Source organism: Campylobacter concisus, from assembly GCF_902460545.1.
In the GTDB taxonomy this organism is placed as follows: Bacteria; Campylobacterota; Campylobacteria; order Campylobacterales; family Campylobacteraceae; genus Campylobacter_A; species Campylobacter_A concisus_AE.
Window position 1 is genome coordinate 62838 of sequence record NZ_CABPUE010000002.1, and the last position, 2584, is coordinate 65421.

1 protein-coding gene is annotated in these 2584 nt (G+C 30.3%); it reads right to left on the reverse strand.

Annotated elements, in window-relative coordinates:
• Positions 1-2584: hypothetical protein (locus FZ949_RS09255; protein ID WP_187424702.1), on the reverse strand; the 2584-nt coding region annotated here is incomplete at both ends.

Consider the following 2584-nt stretch of genomic DNA (forward strand, 5'->3'; position numbering starts at 1 on the left):
TTAATAAATTTATACCAAGCTTATCATCTTTATCTGCATTAGACTGATCATTAGAACTCTCTTCTTTTGCATAAATTTGATAGCTCTTATTTGTCTTCTCATCACTTTTTAGGTCTTTGCTTAGCTTATCATCTTCATATATATTTATCTCATTTGATGAGATATCTTTGCTTATATATAAGTAATTATCATTTTTTATTAAAGCATCGTCTTTATTATCACTAAGCTTTAATCTAGCATCAAATGCCTTCTCTTTTATAGCATGCTCAAACTCATATATAACTAGCTTATCATTACTAAATCTAATATATAAAGGTATCTTTATATCTATTCTTATATGATTTTTGCCATATCTTGTATAAAACTTAAATTTATCCTTATCGCCTTCAAGATATGCAAAAAATACTATAGTATGACCACCTTGTTTTAGCTTATCTAGATCATCTTTTTGTATAACATCTGAAATTTTAAATGTTATCTCTTTGCCTTTTTGATCTTTTAAGTCCACTGCATCTTTTGGATTTGATTTGGATAACTCATCATACTCTTTACTTTTTATGACCTTATATCCCCAAAGTATCTCTTTATATCTCTTACTACCTTTTTCTTGTTTATATATAGCCTTTAAACATATTGGTTCATTTGTCTTAAATGGATACTCACTATCAGAGATTACATTTGTTATATGATCTGTTATATCTCTTAACGAGACCTTATTGCTATAGCAAAAGTTAGAGCTACTCTTATCTTGATATCCTAAAGATATTACAGCTGTATCAGTGTGAGCATGAATATCTTTAGTGCTATAAACTTTACTTAGATCACTTGAATAAAGTATAAATTTAGTATCTCCTTTATTCTCTTTATCTATTGGGATATTAAATGTAGCTGTATATGAGTTTTTGATATCTGAGTCTTCATTTTTTACTAAAGATATACTCTCGTATATACTTTTATCAAAGCAGTGATGAAGATATATCTTATCTATATCTTCACTTACCTTGCCATCTTCGTTTTCAATGATGAGATTGTTTATTGTAAGAGTAAGACCTGAACTTGATACTGATGTAGGCACTATATTGTTGCCATGAGCTAGACGAAGCTTTATATCAAACATAGCTGAGTCTTTATCATCTCTTAGGGTAAAGTTATTCTCTTTAGCGAAATTTAATAAAGAGAAATTTAGGTGTTTGTTTTTAGACGTTTGGTCTTCAAAGTACTTCATACTTATAACGCCATCTTCTAGCTTATACTCTATATCATCACTATTTTGCTTTATGCTAGTAAAGGTAGCACCATTTATCTTATCCTCTTCATTTTTGTTTTCTTGATAGAGTATTACTGTATCTTTGCTCTTTGTATTTTTAAATTTTATCTCTTCATTTTTACTATCTTCATAAGAGTCAAATTTAAAGTCAGTAAGTATTAGCTCACATAAATTCACCTTGCCATAGTTTGGCCTACTAGAATTTAGCTCTTTTGGGTTTAGCTCACTGCAATCAAATGGAGTCTGACTAGCTAGCACGACAGTAAATTCACTCTTTTTAGGTTGAAAGACTCTAATAGGAGTTGTCATCTTCCTTGGACATAGCAAGAGTATATTTTCTTGTTTGTAAAATTCCTCCTCTTTTTGTCTTAAGAGCTTATTTATTCTTGAAGTGTTTGAGGCATTTGAGCTGACTAAATTTACGCAGTATATATTTTCAAGGTTAAAAGTCTTTGTACTTTGAGTGCTTAATAAAGAATTTATCTTATTAACAAATGGCTGAAATAAAGCCTCGCACTTTGATACATCTGATGTGTTTAAATTCGATCCATTTTCTTGAAGCTTCATAAATTCTAAATGAGTGACGTTTTGGATGATCTCTTTATTGTTTTGATTTTTTGATTTATATTTTGCTTTGGATATATTTAAATGGCTAAAAATATCTATACACTCGGCAAAATTAATATTTTGTTCATCACTCTCATAAAGCCCAAACTGATTTGAAATTTTTTCTCGTAAAAGAGATATTTTATTGCTTACTTCATCACTAAAGCTCTCATATGCTAGCCAAAACCAGGCCTTAAAACGATTTTTGCTTTTGATGTAGCTTGCTAGGGATGGATCAATATTACTTTTCTTGCTGATATAAAGAAGTGCTAAAAGCGCGACATGCTCTCTTGAAATTTGGCTGTTTTGTGTATCTGAAGTGAGCGAAACGGCTTGTAAATTTTTAAGCGGAGAGTTGTTTAATTTTTGATTTATCTCTTGGATTAGTGGCGTAAGCTTTTGCTCCAAGATAGCATTTAACTGATCTTCTGAGCTAAATTCAAACTCAGGTAAAGTATCGGCACCTCCAGACTTTGCATAAGCCTCTTTTGCGGCATCATTTATCTTTTTAAAAAGTTCATCTGTATCTATCTTTTCTATGGTAGTCTTACTTGTGGTGTTAGCAATAGTTTGCTTGATATCTTTTATGACTTTGTCTTTGTTGTTTTTATAAATTTGAGCACAAATAAGTTCTATATCATCTTTTAGGCTAAAGCCATATCCAATAAGTAGTTTGTTGTTAGATATAAATGGTCTGCTTATGTCATTGTC